This window comes from Pontibacillus sp. HMF3514 (assembly GCF_009858175.1).
Classification (GTDB): domain Bacteria; phylum Bacillota; class Bacilli; order Bacillales; family BH030062; genus Pontibacillus.
Genome location: NZ_CP047393.1, coordinates 2,651,149 through 2,669,139, shown reverse-complemented (window position 1 = coordinate 2,669,139; position 17,991 = coordinate 2,651,149). Strand labels below are relative to the sequence as shown.

Below are 17,991 nucleotides of genomic sequence, written 5' to 3'. Positions count from 1 at the left end.
TAAGTGATGCACATTTCTGATTATCTAATACAAAAAGCAGAAGAGATTACAAGAAAACCCTTACCAAATATTCAAACAGAGGATGATTTGTTTAAGTGGCGTAAAGAGAGGCAGAAAGAGTACCACAAAATGCTTGGGATAGATACGTACTTACATAAACCGAGGACGCCACTAAATATGCACAGAACAGGGATAATAAAACGGGAAGAATACCGTGTAGAAAAGATATATTTTGAAAGCTTACCGAATCTATTTGTTGCTGCAAACTTATACATTCCTAATCGTATAAATAGTCCAGTTCCTGCCATTGTCTATTTATGTGGTCATTCTGGAACACAAAAAGTAAATTATCAAGAACATGGGAGAAAGTTTGCCCAACTTGGGTTTATTACACTTATTATCGATACGGTTCAATTTGGAGAAGTTAAGGGGCTTCATCATGGCACGTATTCACACGGGATGTATAACTGGATTAGTAAGGGCTATACACCAGCTGCAATTGAAGTTTGGAATGCCATCCGTGGTATTGATTTATTAACAGAAATGGAGCAAGTAGACTCTGAAAGAATTGGGATGACTGGACAATCGGGGGGAGGTTCAATAAGTTGGTGGACAGGTTGTGCAGATGATCGAGTGAAGGTCATTGCTTCATCTTGCGGTACAGGAACAATTGAATCACATATAAGAGAAGAGACAATTAATACACATTGTGATTGTGTGTTTCCTTCAAACCCATATGGGAGATCCCTAATTGAGATATCTGCTCTGATGGCACCACGTCCTGTGTTAATTGTATCGCCAGACGAGGATAAACATTTTCAAATCAACTCTGTAAGATATGTAAGCAAACGATTGAAGGCTTTTTATGAAAGATTAAGTAAAGGAGAGTTATTACACTTCTTTGAATTTGAAGGCCGTCACTCCTATAGTTCTGATTCACGAAAGGAAATTTTTCATTGGTTTATAAAACATTTGATGGGAAATGGTGAACAGCATGATGATAAAGTAACGGATGTCGACGAATGGCGTGAAGACGAACAAGATTTACTTGTATTTAACAAGAGGACACCAGCGAATGATGAATCAACTACGGTACAGGATTGGTTTATTCCTAATCGGATAAAGGAAGACATTCAATCTAGTGAAGAACATCAAATGAATAAACTAAATCTAATTAATCATTTGCAAAAGGAGAGTTTTGCAACGTTCCCTCAAGAAAGTATTCATTTAGATATGAATATCAGACAGAGATATTATGAAAGGAATTTGGATTGGGTACAGAAATTTGATTACCAATCCGAAAAAGATTTTAGGATTTGTGGGGAACTACAAGGAAATAAAAAGAATAGCAACACCCCAGCTCCTACTGTTATGTACCTACGTACAAAAGATCATTTGAACAAAACTACTTCAATGCTAGACGGATTAAATGCTACTTACTTAAGAGCAAGGATCGATCCAAGAGGAACAGGGAAATCATCGTGGGGTTCAGACATAGATTGGTATATTCGACGTTCTGCAGCTTTGACAGGGAGAACAATTGCATCCATAAGAGTTTGGGATACACTTCGAGGAATAGAAGTGCTAAGGTCTATGGATTCTGTAGATTCGAATAAAATAATACTTGCAGGTGAAGGTGAAATGACCATACCTGTATTATATGCAGCTTTATTAGACACAAACGTTTCGGCAGTTATTTTGAAAGACCCACCCGCATCTCAGGATGTTCCAGCAACTGAACATTTAGAGATTATTAATAGTTTACGTTATACAGACTTGCCAAATTTAGCGGGAATGTTGTGGCCAACCCAAATAATTTTTGTAGGTGATCGACCAAGTAGTTATCGTATTGCTGAAAATGTTCATAAACACTTGGGGCACCCAGGTGGTATATGGCATGTGCCTTCTTTAGAATATTGGCCTGGTATCTAAATATCTTACACCATTGAATTCTTAGTAGGATTAACTATTCTATAAAAGAATAAAATCTATTTAGCTGATTGCAGGAATTGAGTGGAAATGTCGAGAAGGAGTTATATACTTTTAGTTGTGTAGATCCTAGATAAAATAGGTTTGTAAAAGCCATATTAATCAACATTAAGGGGATGAAACAATGGGAAAGTTAGCAATAGAAGGTGGATGCCCTGTCCGCAATCACCCTTTACCACCTGATTACCCTGGGGCAACGATGATGGGGGAAGAAGAAGTAGAAGCGGTTAATAAAGTCATTAAGGCTCAATCCCCCTTTCGTTTTTATGGTGAGAACGTTCAGCACACTGTCGATCAACTTGAGGAAATGATGGCAAAAGATTTAGAAGTACCTTATGTGTTAGGTGTATCCTCATGTACTGCTGCCATCGTCATCGCTCTTAAAGCATTAGGAGTTGGTTATGGAGATAAAGTAATCGTACCGAGTGTTACATTCATTGCTACAGCTGGGGCTGTCATATCAGCTAATGCTGTCCCGGTATTTGTAGATGTTGATGCTAGTTTGAATTTAGATCCGAATGATTTAGAGAGGGTTATGGATGATGAGGTGAAAGCCATTATTGCAGTACCTTTATCAGGGAATCCAAACGACATGGATTCCATTATGGCATTTGCCAAAAAACATAACATTTATGTGATTGAGGATGTTGCCCAGTCGTGTGGAATTAAATATAAAGGAAGACACCAAGGCACGATTGGGGATATTGGAGTATTTAGTTTCCAGATGAATAAAATACTAACTGCTGGTGAAGGTGGCGCAATCGCAACAAAGGATAAAAATCTCTTCGAACGAATTGTACGTTACCATGATCAGGGAAGTTTCCGAGCTGGTATTAAAAACAAGTTTGACATAGAGTCAAGCGATATTCAAAGTTCGTTCGCTGGCCAAAATTATCGTATGAGTGAAATTACAGGAGCAATCCTTGTGGAACAATGGAAGAAACTTGATCGTATAATCAATGCAACTAAAAAAAGTCGTAAATACATTATGGATGCGGTAGCTGAAAAGTTACCTAATATAAAGTTTCAGAAGTGTATTGATGATGAAGGGCATGTTGGTATAGCATTTGGTATTCAATTTGAAAAACCTAATGACGCTAAGCTATTTCATGATGCACTAAATTCTGAAAATGTTGGATGTCGGTTTATTTATCGAAGGAAACCAGTCTATCGATTTGATCAAATTTTCCATCAGCGAACAACAGAAAAAGATAATTTTCCATTTAATTATCCATTTAAAAAGCCAGTTTTATATACAGAGAATATGTGTCCAAATGCAGAATATTATTTACAACGTACAATCCAGGTTCCAATTAGTCCGATGTTCACAGATCAAGATGTTCATGATGTTATAACAGGAATCGTAAAAGTATATGATACTTTATTTAGTAAAACCGGTGAAAAAACTTCATAGCCTTGCAGCCTTGTAAAACCTAGCGAAATCGCTGGGTTTTTTATTCCTTCCTAAGGAATTTATCGTTCTACTTACTATGTTGGTTATTGTTTAAGTGAAACCAAATTCTTTATATAATGTGAATTTTTATAAAAATATATAGGATTATTGTCAATTATATAATACTATTAATTTATATATTTCATATATATGAAAAGATTATGAGCAATTTTTACAAGGGGTGTAAGAATGATAAAAAAAGTAATTTCCAAATCATTTAAAGCTTTGAAACCCAATACTTTTTTTATACGTCTTTTTCTAAGCTTTTTGTTAATCATTGTACTCATTGCTTCTTATAATTTTTTATCCTTTACTTTCTATAATAATAATTTAAGAGATGAAATCATCAAGTACAATAATCAAAACGTTGAGAATACAGCAAAAAGTTTTGAAGATTCACTTTCTAATATTAAGAGCAACTTGTATCGATTACACTTTAATGAAGATTTACAAAACTATAATTCTCAATATTTTATGACAGATAAAATAAATTTTTTGTTGGGTAAAAGTGTGATTGATGAAATTAGACAAATTATTAGAACGAATCCATCTTTGGGTATAAGTAACATTCTTATAAACCATTCAGGTACTCCGTTCATGTTAAACCAGGATGGAAATAGTCATATTAATTTACTTTTTTCGAACTCATATAAAAGTAATGACTATAGCAAATCATTTTGGTTAAAAGAGTTTAATAATCCTAAAAATAATTTTCAAGTCTACCCTGTCTCCACCTTTAAGGATTTAAACAATTCAACTGAAAAAAGATTACTTCCTGTAAAAATTAATATGGATTATTATGGAGAAACTATCAATTATCTTGTGTTTATTGACTTTGAAACGTTAATAAATAATGTTCATTATTCTATAAACGATAACTTTATTATTCTAGATGAAGATCAAAACTTTATTTTTAAGTCTGAAAATTTTTATGAAGCACAAATTCCTCAACTTGCCTCAAATAATGGGTATTACATAAGCCATGATGATTATTATTTCTACAAGAAAAATACAAAAACGGGTTTAACTTATATGAATATCATACCCGTTAATAGTATTACAAACGGGATGAAAAAGTTAAACATCTCATTAGTAATGTTATTAATTGTAGCAGTTGTCCTCAGTGTAATCATTTCTATACTATTTACAGTAAAAATGAGCAATTCAATCAAAAAGTTAGTGGAGACCGTACAACAAACAAATAAAGATGTAGAACCTTTTTCTAGCAATATAAGAGAATTTAATCTCATAAATTCAAATATAAAAGAGCTGATCAAAAACACTGAAAAAATGAATCAGGACTTAGAAGATAAAAAATCAATTGTAAAGAATTATGCCTTTCTAAATAAAATAAAAAATATTGAAGATAAAATGTATAGTGATATTGAGGAGTATGAGTTTAAAGATAAACCGTTTACTCTAGTCATCTATGATTTAGTGTTTAAAGAGAATCAATCATTTTTTGAAGAGATATCTATAGATCAAGTTATCTATGTCATAAAAGAACAAATTCACGCTAAGTTGGAAGAGAACTACTCTAAAACCATAACGCTCCAAATTGAAAAACGACAAATATTATCAGTAGTCTTTTTAGATCGTGATGAGGAAAGCTTGCAGACCTCATTACAATCTTTAAAGAAAGCTTTTGATACGGATAAGGATAAGTTTCTCGTAACGATGGGGGTAAGTGAGGTTTATCATGAGTCCGCTGAAATGACCAAAGCCTATGAGCAGACAAAAACGTTACTACAACATAAAAGATTAACCAATGAATCTCAGATTATTGCTAAGCCTAGCACTGAGAGAAAAGAAATTTCTTTAACAAATAAACAAGAGAGAGAATTTCAAGTGTATTTAGAAGAAAATAATTTGGATGAAGTGAAACATTGGATTAATAAAACAATGGATTCATTCCAGAAAAAAGAAGCTTTTTCCATCGACTATATAAACCTTTCAACTTATATGATGAATAAAATCAAAAGTCATCTTTTAACAATAGGTGTTACAATTGAAAACTTTGACATCTATTTAAATAAGATTGATAAATGTCATTCTTCAGAGGAATATAAAGAATTATTTTATGATTTAATTCAAAACATTAAACCATTTGTAGAGGCTGATGAAAATCAGGAAGATAAAATTATAACCTTTGTGACTGAATATATTGATGAACATTTAGCTGAAACTGTTTCACTAGATATAATAGCAAGTCACTTGAAGATATCAAGCGGTTATTTATCATCGTACTTTAAAGAAAAAACTGGAACAAACTTTATTGACTTTTTAAATTACTGTCGAATGAAGAAGGCTAAGGAACTTTTGGTACAAACTGATGATAAAATTCAAGATGTTTCGATTAAAGTTGGCTATCACAATGTGAATTCCTTCATACGCTTATTTAAGAAATATACTGGGACCACACCAGGAAAATATCGCAAGAAATCAATACAGGTAAATCTTACTGATCTTTCAGGGTGAAGAGAAATATACTTTCTCTTCATTTTTTATTTCAGCTCATATTTAGCATGAAGTTATACAATCGCAATAATGATAAGGATATGGTGAATATGCAATTTTAAAGAAAATATATAAATATGTGTATTTCAAAAAAAAGCTGATTTTTCAGAAAATTATTCGTTTACGTTTTAGACAAGGGTTAGGTAATCTAGAATTAGCTCTTCGAGAGATGAATAAATCCATTTTGACAATAATTAAAGCGCTTACATTTTAGGGGTTCATGATATCTAAAAGTTGAATCCTTGATGTAATGGTGAATCTATTATGAACATAAATGGAATTCAACTCATATTGGAGAGTAGAAAATGGAAAACAAAAATGATGGGGAGTTGAGGGAATGAATGTGAAGAAGGGGATTATTATGTTACTGATGCTAATATTAACATTGGCACTGGTAACGGCATGTACGAGTAATGAAGAAACATCAACAAATACTGACGACAAAGCAACTGATGAAAACAGCAATAATACTAATGACAGTGATGACACAACAAAGAAAGATGGTCCAGTACTTGAAGAACCGACTACACTTACTATGTTTTTAGAATCTCATGGAAACTGGCCTTATAGTGAAGAGCAGAAAATTTGGAATTGGATTGAAGAAGAAACAAATGTAACGATTGATCCTACGATTTCAGAAGGAAATTATGCTGATTCTTTAAACCTTTCAATTGCCTCAGGTGATATGCAAGATATTTATTGGGTAATTGGTTTTGATCGAATCAACAATTTAGGTGATCAAGGTGCTTTTGTGAATTTATTAGATCATAAAGATAAATTACCTAACATGATGAGAGTTTTGAAGGAGAACCCTGAGCGAAAGAATGCGGCATTAACAGCTGATGGTAAGATGTACAGTGCCCCTTCATTCGGTACTTTTGCAGGTGGGCAGCGTGTTTGGTTATATAGACAAGATTTCTTTGAAGAACATAATTTGCAACCTCCAACGTCATGGGAAGAACTTTATAAGGTTTCTAAAAAAATTCAAGAAATTAAACCTGGGAGCTTTCCATTTGTATTCAGAAGTAACATAGGAAGATTCCCATCCATGACTCCTCAATTTGGTATCGGTGAACAATATTACAATGATGAGAACGGTGAATTCCATTTTGGACCAGTAACGGATGAATATAAGAAAATGGTTACTTGGTTAAATAAGTTTTACGAGGAAGGAATCATGCCTGAAACGTGGTTAACAGATGGTACTAAAGAGTGGGCTGAATATGTAGCCTCTGAACAAAGCTTCATTACTGTCGATTACATTGGTCGTATTGATTATTTTAATAATATGGTTCGTCCAGAAATTCCTGAGTTCACAATGAATTACATGGAGCCTCCAATCGGATTTGAAGGTGGAGAGAAATGGCAGCTTTATTACCCTGGAGCTGATAACGGAATGGCTATTTCCTCACTTACTGAAGACTTAGATGCAGCGTTAGCTTACATTGACTGGTTCTACTCTCCAGAGGGTGTCCAAATGGCTACTTGGGGTAAAGAAGGAGAAGTTTGGGAAAAATCCGGTGATAATTGGGAGTTAACATCTGAATATGCAGCAAGAGCAGAAAACAATGATTTTGATTTTACTAAGATGCGTCAAGAAATTGGAATATACACAAATGGAGCTTACATTAAGATGGAAGATTGGAATACTTTTAGTCAATTTACTTCACCTGAATTAGCAGCAGCGTTAGAAGTAGCTCCGCAATACATGATGCCTGCATTTACAAGAGTTCCAGCGTTAACAAAGGCAGAAAGAGATCAAATTGCACTAAAGCTCGAAGCTATAAACAAAGCATTTTTAGAAAATATTGCTCAATTTGTGATCGGTGAAAGGGATATGGATGAATGGGATGATTATACCGAATCATTAAATGATTTAGGTTTACAGGAAGTGTTAGATGTTTATACGAAGGCATATCAACGAATGAGTGATAATTAAATAATGTTGTAGGTAGGGGGGATATTATTCTCCCCCTTATTTTTATAGAATGCTAGTGAGTTTAAGGGATTCGGGCATTAGCTTTGGATAGAAGGAGGTTGAGAAATGGCAACACATATGGATCCAGTATTAAGTGAAAATAAAACAGTTATGAATAGGAACGTTAAGAATAAAAAAAGTTTGTGGAAACAATTGGCCGAAAATAAATATTTAATCATATTGTTTTTACCTACATTAATTTACTTTCTACTTTTTAAATATGTCCCTATGTTTGGGATTGTTGTTGCCTTCAAAGATTACAACATCTTTAAAGGTGTGTGGGCTAGCGATTGGGTAGGTTTTAAGTATTTTACTACTTTTTTTTCAAGCCCAGATTTTTTTACACTACTTAGAAATACATTTTTACTAGGTTTTTATAAATTAATCTTTGGATTCCCTGCACCTATCATTCTAGCTTTATTGTTAAATGAACTAAAAAATATATTATTTAAAAGGTTTGTACAATCTGTAAGTTACATGCCTCATTTTCTGTCAAATGTAGTCGTAGCCAGTATGATCATTATGTTCTTATCTCCAAATCATGGTTTAGTTAATGAAATCATTAATCTATTCGGATTTGAGAGTATTAATTTTATTGTTGAGAAAGAATGGTTTCGAACGATTTATGTTACTTCTGGAATCTGGCAGCACTTAGGGTGGTCTACCATTATCTATCTAGCGGCACTTGCAAATATTGATCCGCAATTATATGAAGCTGCCGAAATAGATGGAGCGAACCGTTGGCAAAAGACTTGGAATGTTACAATTCCAAGCCTAATTCCGGCTATGGTTATTTTATTCTTATTAGATATTGGAAATATTATTGAGCTTGGATTTGAAAAAGTATTTTTATTACAAACTCCAGTAACGTATGAAACTTCTGATGTATTAGCTACTTATGTGTATCGAACAGGTTTAGTACAAGGTAGCTTTAGCTATGCTACTGCAATCGATTTATTTACGAGTGTCATTGGAATAGTTTTTGTTGTTTCTGGTAACTATTTAGCGCGTAAATCAGGCAACAGTTTATGGTAAAGGAGGACATTTAATGAAACATAAAAAAACATGGTTTGATTACTTTAATATCTTTTTCATGATTTGCCTGTGTATTTCCATGATTTATCCTTTCATTTATATGGGAGCTATTTCATTAAGTTCTGATGTTTTTGTTTTACAGGGTAAAGTCCACCTTTGGCCGAAAGGATTTACTACGAAAACATATGAACAAGTTTTTGCGGATGAAAGGATTTTGCGTAGTTATTGGAACACTATTGTTTACGTAGTTGTAGGTACTTCAATTTCTCTAATCACTACGTCAATGGGAGCGTATGCATTATCACGTAAAAAAATGATTTGGAAGAAGCAACTGTCCTTTTTTATTGTATTTACTATGTTGTTTAATGGTGGGATGATTCCAACTTATTTAGTTGTAAAAGGGTTAGGTTTATTAAATACAATGTGGGCAATGGTTTTACCTTATGCGATTAGTGCATATAACTTTTTTGTAATGAGAACCTTCTTTAATAATATTCCTGAGGAACTTGAGGATGCTGGGAAGGTAGATGGATTGAGTGATTGGGGAGTATTTTGGAGAATTGCTATGCCTTTATCAAAGCCAGTATTAGCAACTATAGGGTTATTTTATGCTGTTTATATCTGGAATAACTTTATGGGGGCATTATTATATCTTAGAGATTCAGATCTTTGGCCCCTACAAATGATATTAAGAAATATCGTTTTCCAAAATGGATTTGATCAAGATAATATAACCGGTACTGACACGGTTGCATTAGCTGAATCTATAAAATATGCAACAATTTTAGTATCCACAATTCCAATTCTATGTGTCTATCCTTTTATTCAAAAGTATTTTGTTAAAGGTGCGATGTTAGGTTCTGTAAAAGGATAATGACTCTAGTTGATAACAAAAGAGGGATAAGCGAGCTCTTGGCTCGTTTATTCATGTTATTGAAATGCAAGGGAGGAATGAAAAGAATGGATGTTCAGGGAGTAACAGGGAAATTGTACACATTTAGCACATGGGTTTATCGTTTAGCATACTTGAATGTATTATGGCTTTTTTTCACCGTGATAGGTCTAGGTGTATTCGGCATTGCTCCAGCAACTGTGGCTTCTTTTGGTGTTAGTCGTAAATGGGTGAAAGATAAAGATGAAAGTAATATCTTTCTATCATTTTGGCAGATTTATAAACAAGAATTTATAAAATCGAATGGTATAGGATTCATATTGTTTTCTGTTGGGTTTGCTCTTTATTTGAATTTTCAACTTACCATGATGATTGACAATATCTTTATGTTTACAGTAATTCGTGTATTATTTTTAATTAGTTTTTTTGTTTATTTTTTAACAGTAGTTTTTATATTTCCTGTCTATGTTCATTTTGATCTTAAAGTATTGCAATTATTGAAACAATCTTTCTTCATTGCAATTGCAGCTCCTCTAGAAACGATCATCACTCTATTATTGTTCAGTGTTGTTTACTTTACACTAGCTCTTATACCTGGATTGATCCCATTTTTTGGATTGAGTTTATTTGCATTTATATCAACAATTGTTTCTCTAAATGCCTTCTCTAAATTAGAAAGTAGAATATCGGGTTCGAGTATTGAGGTATAGTCTGGCTACAGGTGAGTTATTTATCAATTTATGATTGAAAATTCAAATATTTGATGAAGGTGTGATGATATGAGAATGGCAAGGGTTGCTATCATAATTGATGAAAAAGCAGCACTAAGAAATTGGAAGTATGGACTTAATGTTTTTAATACGTATTTAGGTGAGATATTGGCTCATGTAGGCATAAGGTTTGAATGGATGTATGATATAAATGATTTGCAGCAATCACAGGTAGATATCGTGTACGCAGCCCATGTTAATGATGATTTGGAAACCACTACAATCATACGAGAGTTTGTAGAGAATGGTGGTACGGTGATTGCATTTTCAGGCTTACATACACTTTTCAATCAATATGGGTATGTGAAAAACGCAACTCGAAATGTAGGGTATGCCAAACTTCCAGATTCTATAGGTGATTCACACCCTATTCGATACATAAGTGCTACGCCTTTAAGTGCTCATGATGAAAAACGTGAATTAGAAGTTAGTGAAATCGGTGAATTATATGATCAGTCTCCTTCGGGTGAGAAAATAGGGTCAGCTATACAACAAGTAAAGATAGGTGAAGGAATGGTGTGTAGATGGGCGGTTCATATCATTGAATCTATAGTTGGTTTCCAACAAAGCACATCTCCTATCGTTGAAGATGGTGTACCAGCGAAAGATGGAACTGGGAAAGTAAATGATGGGATCTTAAAAAGAGATGATGGAATTGAGATGGATTGGACATTGGATCGAAAGAAAACAACTACGAGTCAATCTTATTTCGCTCACCCCTATGGAGACTTATGGAGAGATGTGATTATAAGACAGTTATTAGGTATAGCAGTTAGAAAGGGGGCCACCTTACCGTTTATAGGATATTGGCCAAATGAGGTTAAGGGTGTAGCTATGTTTTCGCATGATAGTGATGGAAATATAGATGATCATGCAAGGGTCACTCTAGATTTATTAGAAGAACTACAGATTAACACAACATGGTGCATAATGGATCAAGGCTATAGTAGTGAAATGCATCAAAGAATACAGGAAGCTGGTCATGAATTAGCATTTCATTATAACGCTCGCCCTGAAGATAATGGCTTTTGGGGTGAACAACATTTTGATGAGCAATTAAAAGTGTGTCGTGATGTAACGGGTGTTAAAGAGATTGTTTCTAATAAAAATCATTATACTCGCTTTGAAGGATGGGGAGAGCTTTATTCCTGGTGCGAGAAAAATGGAATACAGTCTGATCAAACTAACGGACCTAGTAAAAAAGGGAATGTAGGATTCCTATTTGGTACGTGCCAGCCATTCTTTCCAATCGCTTGGTCTAATGAAAAGAACCGTTTATATGATGTTGTTCAATTAAGTTATGTAGCCCCGGATATTCCTCATTGGTCAGATGATAGTGTGGTTTTACCCCTATTAGATGAAATTGAAAGAAATGAAGGTATTGCTCATTTCTTGTTTCACCAATCACGCATTCATAAAGCCGAAGAAGTTCGTGATGCTTTTAGAGATGTAGTAATGGAACTAAGACATAGAGGGTTTGCTATATGGACAGGTAAACAAATCAATGATTGGGTAAGAGCGAAACGAAAGGTTCGGATTGAACTAGATTCAAATGGGAGTGTTAGATGTTCTAATTTGAGTACCGATTATCAAGTTGTTGTCTGGATTCCAATTACAAGTGAACAGGAGAAAGATGATGGAACCATTGAAAGGCGCTTTGGTGTAAATTGTAGAAAAAAAGTGCTCAATGCTTTACCTGAAAAACAATTTGAATCATAAGTTTTGTTAAAAATCATGGTTACCTTTCATTCATGCATAAATGATCAAGTCAATCCATTTAAAGTCCTTTAAAGGACATTGTCTTTATATAGACCTTCTCATAATATTTAATTAAGTTATTAATAAATTCCAAATTTTCATGAGGGGGTCATGAATTGAATACTATTGAAGAGCTTGAGTTGAAGATGTGTAAACCATCTGAATCATTAATTAATGATTTAGGCAAAGTTGATGGGGATATTTTAATTTTAGGTGTTGGTGGAAAGATGGGGCCAACATTAGCAAAATTAGCGATAAATGCCATTCGTGCCGGTCATTTAAATAAAAGGGTTATAGGTGTGTCACGATTTTCTAAAGGAACTTTAAAAGACGAACTTGAAACATTTGGGATCGAAACGATTACAGCTGATTTATTGAATGATGAACATTTAAAAGGGTTACCTGATGTAAAAAATGTAATGTATATGGCTGGAAATAAGTTTGGCACATCGGGTAACGAGCATTTTACGTGGGCCATGAATGCATACTTGCCTGGTCGTGTAGCTGATAAATATAAAGATTCTAGGATCGTATCTTTTTCAACTGGAAATGTGTATCCGCTTACACCAGTTGTTAAAGGGGGGACTTCTGAAGAACACCCGACCGGACCAGTCGGAGAATATGCCCAATCCTGTCTTGGACGTGAACGTGTATTTACGTATTTTTCTCATAAAAACAGTACCCAATTACTACACTTCCGCTTAAACTACGCTATTGATTTAAGGTATGGCGTATTATTGGAAATTGCAAAGGCTGTTAAAGCGAGACAACCGATTAACATTAGCATGGGGCATGCAAATGTAATTTGGCAAGGTGACGCTAACGAAATGGCATTACGTTCCTTCTTACATTGTGATTCACCACCAACCATTTTAAATGTAACAGGACCAGAAACTCTATCTATTCGATGGGCTGCTACACGCTTTGGTGAGATATTTGGAATAGATCCGATTTTTGAAGGTGCTGAAAAGGATACTGCATTGTTAAGTAATGCATCTAAATCACATCAATTATTTGGTTATCCGAAGGTAACCATTAGAGAGATGATTGAGTGGACAGCAGATTGGATCATGAATGAAGGTGCGACCATTAATAAACCAACTCACTTTCAAGAAAGAGAGGGGAATTATTAATGTTGGATGCTAATGTGAAACGGTTTTTACAAGAAGGCACAGTCATCCCTGCCCATCCACTTGCATTAACTAAAGAGCGACAACTTGATGAAGAAAGGCAACGAGCCTTAACCAAATATTATATAGAAAGTGGAGCTGGAGGAATCGCTGTCGGTGTCCACACGACTCAATTTGAAATTCGAGATAACAATATCAACCTTTATAAAAAAGTTCTAAGATTAGCTGCAGAAGAAGTGGAATATGCAGGTTTAAAGAGACCTTTTATAAAAGTTGCAGGGATATGCGGAGCAACCGATCAAGCGTTATCTGAAGCAATCACTGCGAAAGACTTAGGGTATGACCTTGGGCTTTTAAGTATGGGTGGACTACAAGAATTTTCAGAAGAAGAACATCTAGATCGAATTAAAGCAGTGGCATCGGTTATTCCGGTTTTTGGTTTTTATTTGCAACCTTCTGTTGGTGGTAGGGTTTTTAGTTATAATTTTTGGCGTGAATTTGCAGATATCCCAGGTGTATATGCCATTAAAATGGCTCCATTTAATCGGTATCAAACATTAGATGTGGTTAGGGCAGTTTGTCATTCAAATCGCTGTGACGAAATTGCGCTTTATACAGGAAATGATGATAACATTGTGGCTGATTTATTAACGGAATATGTCTTTTCTGTAGAAGGCACTATCGTAAAAAAGCGCATTGTCGGTGGGATTCTCGGACATTGGGCAGTATGGACATCAAAAGCAGTTGAGTTATTCGATGAAATAAAAGCTGCCAGATATAAAACGAGTATTCCGTCAAGATTATTACAAGTTGGAGTGGAAGTAACGGATAGTAATACAGCATTGTTTGATCCGGCCCATCAATTTAAAGGGTGTATTTCAGGTATAAACGAAGTTTTAAGAAGGCAAGGGTTACTTCAAGAAAATGTATGTTTGAATCCTAAAGAAACATTAAGTCCTGGGCAAGCAGCTGAAATTGATCGAATTTACCGAGAGTACCCTCATTTAATAGATGATGAATTTATAAAAGAAAACTTAAACAAATGGTTATCGGAATGTAGATCACCAATGAGTAATCACCATGAACTTCAATAAATGAAAAGAATAGGATGTCTGTCTTAGAGTGACTTACCTTAAGAGAGGAAGAAAAGCGATGAGGAATAACATTAAAATTGGAGTAATTGGGCCAACTATTATTTCTGAACATATTAAGCAAGTTCTGAAAGATTTCCCAACATTTCAAGCCATTTATCGGACATCCGACTCCATTTTCGACGCTCCGAAGTTCGCTCAACAACTGCAAGATGAAGTAGACATTCTTTTATTTTCGGGAGAATTGCCATATAAACTTACAAAAGAGAAGATTACGCTCTCTATACCTGCGCATTATATTCCTTTGAAAGGAACAGGATTGTTTAGGTCTATTTATAAATTAAGAATGAAAACAGGAAAGAAAGCTAACCTATCCATCGATTCATTAATTAAAGAAGAAGTATTTAGAGCTTTCTCAGAAGTGGAAGAGAAAAATATGAATCTATACTTTAGTGAGGAATCTTCTATTGATGCTGTAGAAGAAATTGTGAATTTTCATTGTGAAAAATATAAAAGTGGATTAACTACTGGTGCATTAACAGGAATTAAGATGGTCTCTGATCGTTTAACGGAGCTTCATGTTCCAAATGATTGGGTTAATCCAACCCGACAGGATATAGTTGTTACATTGGAAAGAGCGTTGTTATCTACAGAAACAAGAAGGAATAAAGAGTCTCAAATTGTGTTTGGGTTAATTCAGGTTCATAATTTTCGTGAATTGGTAGAGCAACAAGAATCTGAGTATGGTGTACAAAAACTAAAGATTCACCTTCAACAAGTTTTACTAGATTACGTGGAATGCTTGGAAGGTCATTTAACCTCATTAGGGGGAGATGAGTATTTATTTGTAACAACAAGAGGAGTGTTTGAACGAGAAACTAGAGGCTATAAAGTCATCCCCCTTCTTTATGATACGGAAAAAGAATTGGGAGCTCATTTAAATATTGGAGTAGGGTTTGGACTATCTGCAAATCAGGCTGGAACCCATGCGAGAATGGCGTTAAGACAAGCAAAAGAGTTCGGGAATCGTTCTTGTTTTATCGTTAGAGAAGATCGAAATGTAATTGGTCCTGTTGAAATGAAAAGCCCTCTTGTGTATGAGTTAACAACTACAGATCAAGCTATTATTGAGAAAGCAGAAAGTGTAGGAATGACGCCAACCTATATTAGTAAAGTGAAATCACATATCAATCGAATGGATATGGAAGCTTTTACAGCACGGGAGCTGTCTACGATTCTGAATATTTCTACACGTAGTGCAAATCGAATCTTATCTCGTTGGCTTGATGCTGACTTAGTCGAAATCATAGGGATGGAGAAGGTCGTATCAAAGGGAAGGCCTAGACAACTTTATCAACTAAATTTTTAATCTATCTCACTGAACAATGAAAGTGATTATTTATTTCATAGTAAAGGAGTCGTGATACATGACGATTCATAGTGCCCCCATAAAAACGGAACAAGTTGATCAATTAAATGTTAAGGTTTATGAAAATAGAACAACAATGGGAGTAGCTGCGGCTAGAGAGGTTAGTAAGAAGATTAAAGAGCTTCTATCAAAACAAAATCAAGTTCGTATGATTTTTGCTGCAGCCCCTTCACAAAATGAGTTTTTGGAACATTTAAGATCGGATCATGAAATTGATTGGTCAAGGATTACTGCTTTTCATATGGATGAATATATTGGGTTACCTATAGATGCCCCGCAGCGATTCAGTCATTTTTTATCTGAACACTTATTTAACTTTGTGAACCTTGGTGAAGTCCATTTAATGGAGAGTTCGAATCATGATAAAGATGAATGTAAACGATATACAGAGCTAATCAATCAAGCCCCCATTGACATTGTCTGTTTAGGGATAGGAGAAAACGGACATATCGCTTTTAATGACCCTCCCGTCGCTGATTTTAATGACTCTTCTATTATGAAATCTGTTGAGTTAGACGAAGTATGTAGACAACAACAAGTGAATGATGGATGCTTTCAAGACATACAATCAGTACCTACGCATGCGTTGACTTTAACGATCCCTACCTTATTATCTGGTAAATATTTATATTGTATCGTTCCTGGCCCATCTAAGCGAGTAGCTGTTGAACAAACTATAAATGGTTCTATAACAACGGAGTGTCCAGCCTCTATCCTTCGCTCACATTCTGCCTGCACGCTTTATTTAGATGCTGACTCGTATGAGGAGAGGGTTTAATGGTAGAACAATACGACAATGTCCAGAAGATAGAAGGAAGACATATTGGGACGTCTACATCTATTTCAATCATCGTAAAAGACGGGATCATATCAGAAATAAATCAACTCAATACTAAAAGGGAATCACTGCCTTGGATTGCTCCTGGATTAGTAGATCTGCAGATTAATGGTTTTCAGGGAATGGATTTTAATACGTTACCCATTACAGAAGAACTTATTTCTGAAGCAGTAAGAGGTTTGTGGAAAGAAGGCGTAACGTCGTTTTATCCTACTGTGATCACCAATGGTGTTGAAGAAATTGAGAAAGTCATGAGTGTATTTTCAAATGCATGTAACAAAGACACATTCGTACATGAAAGCATTGCGGGAATTCATTTAGAGGGCCCATTTATTTCTCCAGAAGATGGTCCAAGGGGAGCTCATGGAAAAGAGTATGTGATAGCACCTGATTGGTCTTTATTCCAAAGATGGCAAAAAGCAGCTGAAGGAAGAATTAAAATACTGACACTTTCTCCTGAATGGTCAAATTCTACCGACTTCATTCGTAAATGTTCAGATGAAGGTGTAACCGTTTCTATTGGACATACAGCTGCAACCTCTGAACAAATTATAGAAGCAGTAAAAGCAGGAGCACGTATGTCAACTCATCTTGGGAATGGTGCCCACACCATGTTACCAAGACACCCGAACTATCTATGGGAACAACTAGCGCAAGAGCAACTTTGGACTGGTTTTATTGCAGATGGATTCCATTTGCCTGATTCGGTCATTAAAGTCATCTTGAGAACGAAACGAGATAAAGCCATCCTCGTGAGTGATGCTGTCTACCTTAGTGGGCTGGAGCCAGGATTGTATGAAACTCATATCGGAGGAAAAGTTGTACTCGCAGAAGAAGGAAAGTTACATCTAGCGGAAAACCCAAATTTATTAGCAGGATCAGCCCAGCTCTTAACGTGGGGAATTGAACAATTAATTCAAAAGGGACTTTGTTCTCTTAGTGAAGCATGGGAGATGGCTTCAATTCGCCCAGCTTCTTGTATGAACATTCCTCTTCATAAGATAGAGGTGGGGAATCGTCCAGATTTTGTCGTATTCGAATGGGATGGTCAACACATTAAAATAAAAGATACTTTTAAGAATGGAGTTCAGGTGTACTGACAAAGAAGGAA

General features: G+C 35.0%; 13 protein-coding genes. All 13 read left to right on the top strand.

Going from position 1 to position 17,991, the window contains the following annotated elements; translation table 11 throughout:
• The first annotated feature begins 6 nt into the window (after positions 1 to 6).
• The 13 genes from GS400_RS13825 to GS400_RS13765 all read left to right on the top strand — a co-directional run bounded on the left by GS400_RS13825 (position 7) and on the right by GS400_RS13765 (position 17,980).
• Positions 7 to 1,932, top strand: coding sequence for an acetylxylan esterase (locus tag GS400_RS13825; protein WP_160102716.1), 1,926 nt, complete (start codon positions 7 to 9; stop codon positions 1,930 to 1,932).
• 181 nt (positions 1,933 to 2,113) lie between these two features.
• The gene (locus tag GS400_RS13820) at positions 2,114 to 3,403 is read left to right on the top strand and encodes a DegT/DnrJ/EryC1/StrS family aminotransferase (RefSeq protein ID WP_160102714.1); all 1,290 of its coding nucleotides are present in this window, start codon (positions 2,114 to 2,116) and stop codon (positions 3,401 to 3,403) included.
• A gap of 228 nt (positions 3,404 to 3,631) precedes the next feature.
• Positions 3,632 to 5,920 carry a helix-turn-helix domain-containing protein gene (locus GS400_RS13815; RefSeq protein ID WP_160102712.1) on the top strand — a complete coding sequence of 763 codons (2,289 nt, stop codon included), beginning with the start codon at positions 3,632 to 3,634 and terminating at the stop codon, positions 5,918 to 5,920.
• A gap of 376 nt (positions 5,921 to 6,296) precedes the next feature.
• A complete protein-coding gene (locus tag GS400_RS13810; RefSeq protein WP_160102710.1) occupies positions 6,297 to 7,898 on the top strand; it encodes an extracellular solute-binding protein in 1,602 nt (533 codons plus the stop codon).
• Between the two features lie 150 nt (positions 7,899 to 8,048).
• Positions 8,049 to 8,972, top strand: a complete 924-nt coding sequence (locus GS400_RS13805; protein WP_160104629.1) for an ABC transporter permease — start codon at positions 8,049 to 8,051, stop codon at positions 8,970 to 8,972.
• Positions 8,973 to 8,985: 13 nt separating this feature from the next.
• Positions 8,986 to 9,846, top strand: a complete 861-nt coding sequence (locus GS400_RS13800) for a carbohydrate ABC transporter permease (protein WP_160102708.1) — start codon at positions 8,986 to 8,988, stop codon at positions 9,844 to 9,846.
• 86 nt (positions 9,847 to 9,932) lie between these two features.
• Complete coding sequence (locus tag GS400_RS13795) at positions 9,933 to 10,574, top strand: YesL family protein (RefSeq protein WP_160102706.1); 642 nt, start codon at positions 9,933 to 9,935, stop codon at positions 10,572 to 10,574.
• Positions 10,575 to 10,643: 69 nt separating this feature from the next.
• Positions 10,644 to 12,353: a polysaccharide deacetylase family protein gene (locus GS400_RS13790; RefSeq protein WP_160102704.1), complete on the top strand. Its 1,710-nt coding sequence runs from the start codon at positions 10,644 to 10,646 to the stop codon at positions 12,351 to 12,353.
• A gap of 155 nt (positions 12,354 to 12,508) precedes the next feature.
• On the top strand, positions 12,509 to 13,525 hold the full coding sequence (locus GS400_RS13785; protein ID WP_160102702.1) for an NAD-dependent epimerase/dehydratase family protein: 1,017 nt from the start codon (positions 12,509 to 12,511) through the stop codon (positions 13,523 to 13,525).
• On the top strand, positions 13,525 to 14,616 hold the full coding sequence (locus GS400_RS13780; protein ID WP_160102700.1) for a dihydrodipicolinate synthase family protein: 1,092 nt from the start codon (positions 13,525 to 13,527) through the stop codon (positions 14,614 to 14,616). Before GS400_RS13785 ends, GS400_RS13780 begins: the two co-directional genes overlap by 1 nt.
• A 58-nt stretch (positions 14,617 to 14,674) precedes the next feature.
• The gene (locus GS400_RS13775; RefSeq protein ID WP_160102698.1) at positions 14,675 to 15,982 is read left to right on the top strand and encodes a hypothetical protein; all 1,308 of its coding nucleotides are present in this window, start codon (positions 14,675 to 14,677) and stop codon (positions 15,980 to 15,982) included.
• 58 nt (positions 15,983 to 16,040) lie between these two features.
• Entirely contained in the window at positions 16,041 to 16,820 is a 780-nt protein-coding gene (locus GS400_RS13770; protein ID WP_160102696.1) for a glucosamine-6-phosphate deaminase, read from the top strand.
• The gene (locus tag GS400_RS13765) at positions 16,820 to 17,980 is read left to right on the top strand and encodes an N-acetylglucosamine-6-phosphate deacetylase (RefSeq protein ID WP_160102694.1); all 1,161 of its coding nucleotides are present in this window, start codon (positions 16,820 to 16,822) and stop codon (positions 17,978 to 17,980) included. The genes GS400_RS13770 and GS400_RS13765 overlap by 1 nt, the downstream gene beginning before the upstream one ends.
• The last annotated feature ends 11 nt before the right edge of the window (positions 17,981 to 17,991 follow it).

Coding starts and splice junctions, on each gene's coding strand:
- GS400_RS13805 (WP_160104629.1), top strand. CDS start 8,049: ATGAATAGGAACGTTAAGAATAAAAAAAGTTTGTGGAAACAATTGGCC.
- GS400_RS13775 (WP_160102698.1), top strand. CDS start 14,675: ATGAGGAATAACATTAAAATTGGAGTAATTGGGCCAACTATTATTTCT.
- GS400_RS13825 (WP_160102716.1), top strand. CDS start 7: ATGCACATTTCTGATTATCTAATACAAAAAGCAGAAGAGATTACAAGA.
- GS400_RS13810 (WP_160102710.1), top strand. CDS start 6,297: ATGAATGTGAAGAAGGGGATTATTATGTTACTGATGCTAATATTAACA.
- GS400_RS13790 (WP_160102704.1), top strand. CDS start 10,644: ATGAGAATGGCAAGGGTTGCTATCATAATTGATGAAAAAGCAGCACTA.
- GS400_RS13820 (WP_160102714.1), top strand. CDS start 2,114: ATGGGAAAGTTAGCAATAGAAGGTGGATGCCCTGTCCGCAATCACCCT.
- GS400_RS13795 (WP_160102706.1), top strand. CDS start 9,933: ATGGATGTTCAGGGAGTAACAGGGAAATTGTACACATTTAGCACATGG.
- GS400_RS13765 (WP_160102694.1), top strand. CDS start 16,820: ATGGTAGAACAATACGACAATGTCCAGAAGATAGAAGGAAGACATATT.
- GS400_RS13770 (WP_160102696.1), top strand. CDS start 16,041: ATGACGATTCATAGTGCCCCCATAAAAACGGAACAAGTTGATCAATTA.
- GS400_RS13815 (WP_160102712.1), top strand. CDS start 3,632: ATGATAAAAAAAGTAATTTCCAAATCATTTAAAGCTTTGAAACCCAAT.
- GS400_RS13800 (WP_160102708.1), top strand. CDS start 8,986: ATGAAACATAAAAAAACATGGTTTGATTACTTTAATATCTTTTTCATG.
- GS400_RS13780 (WP_160102700.1), top strand. CDS start 13,525: ATGTTGGATGCTAATGTGAAACGGTTTTTACAAGAAGGCACAGTCATC.